Annotated in this window: 1 protein-coding gene and 1 pseudogene; both read right to left on the bottom strand. The window is 62.0% G+C overall.

All coding sequences use genetic code 11. The features are described 5' to 3' along the window. A pseudogene (locus tag Q0139_RS06090) lies at positions 1 to 803 on the bottom strand (hypothetical protein); the annotation flags it as partial. A gap of 193 nt (positions 804 to 996) precedes the next feature. Beyond that, positions 997 to 1,604 (bottom strand): glycosyltransferase (locus Q0139_RS06085; protein WP_298019005.1); only part of this gene is annotated, 608 nt, incomplete at its 5' end.

The following is a 1,604-nucleotide window of genomic DNA, read 5'->3' as shown; positions in this document are numbered from 1 at the left end:
GTGCGCTTGGCGACCGAATCCCAGTCGCGAATCGGCTTGTCGAAAATATCCAGCATCGGCACGGAACCGACAAAGGAATAGGCACGCGGCTTGAAGCGCAGCTTGTTGGAATGCGCCGACAGACGGATATCGACCGGCAGAACCCAGAGCTTCTTCAGCATCGCCAGCACGCGATCCTCGGCGTCCAGCGGCAGCGACACGATCAACATGTCGATATGGGCATGTCGGGCGAAGGTCACCAATTCGGATATGTTTCCGAGTTTGGGATAGCCCGCGACCATCGGCGGTGAACGGACATCGTCGCGATCGTCGAAAATGCCGCATATGCGGATGTCGTTGTCGCGCTGCGCTTCCAGCGAGCGGATCAGCTTTTCCGCCGGCTTGCCGCCGCCGACAATCACGGCGCGCCGCTCCATCGTTCCGTCCCGCGTCCATTTACGGATACGCATCGACAGAAGTAGCCGTGTCAGGAACAGGAACAGCAGGCCGCCCACAAACCAGGAGCCGGCCCAGAACCGGCTGAACTCCAGGGAGATTTTCAGCACGAAGCCGGTGATGGCCAAGATTGCGAAACTTGCCGACCAGGAGAAGGCGACCCTGGCAAACCACTTCAAGGGCTTGCGAAGCGCGCGGATTGCATAGCCACCGATGGATTCGTTCAGGGCGACGAAGATGGTGCAGCCGGAGGCGCTGGCCAACGCGTATTGCCAGAATTGCTCGAAGCCGAGATAGCTGGCCATAATCCCGAGGCCAATCGCGGCCAGGCCGAGAAATTCGCCGATCCGCAGATAGCCGCTGACCATGACGGGCGAGATTGTGTCGCCCCGGAATTCTTCGGCGATGCGTTCGACAAGCGGATTGAGTTCGGCTTCGGAGGCGCCGGGTTTCTCCCCGGACGCCGTTTCCCGGATCATCTTCGCGGAAATGCGCAAGCTTGGATCGATCTTGTTCATCGGAACCTTCGCGGTCGTTCAGGCCCGCTTTAGATCAAAGCCACTAAGAAACGCTTGATAAGCGTCCCGCTTGGGCACCTCCGTTTGCTCTTATGGTTAATGCCGAACGGTAGGCCTGCAGGACGTTTGAGGCCATGGTTTCGACCGAAAAACGCCTGGTGAGATTCGGTCGACGCGGCTGCCACGCAGCGAGACTGTCCGGTTCGTCGAGGGCGATGCGCATCAGGCGCGCCGCTTCGCCGGTCTCCGGCGCGATCAGGGCCGGGCTTCCGGCTCCGAATATCTCAGGGATACCGCCGACATTCGCCGCGATAACGGGAAGGCCGGCGGCGAGCGCCTCGAGCACGACATAGGGCATCGCTTCGGCGCGCGAGGGCATCACGAAACAGCGTCCCATCGCGAATGCTCGGCGGGCCGGCATCGGCGCATGAAAGGTTACGGCGTCGCCCAGCGACAATTCGCGGGCCAGCGCCCTCGTATCCTCCGCATCGGGGCCGTCGCCGACGATTACGCCCCGGACGGTCTCGCGGCCCTCGACGCGCAGCTGAGCCAGCGCCCGCAGGAAGATGTCGGGGCCCTTCAGCTGGCGCAATTCGCCGAGAAAGAGGAAATCTGCGGCATCCTCGTCAGGTACCACCGGTTCGAATTCGG

Origin of the sequence: uncultured Parasphingopyxis sp., from assembly GCF_937129435.1 — a bacterium.
Lineage (GTDB): Bacteria > Pseudomonadota > Alphaproteobacteria > Sphingomonadales > Sphingomonadaceae > Parasphingopyxis.
The sequence above is the reverse complement of the archived record's forward strand: the minus strand, read 5'-3'. Positions and strand labels throughout refer to the sequence as shown.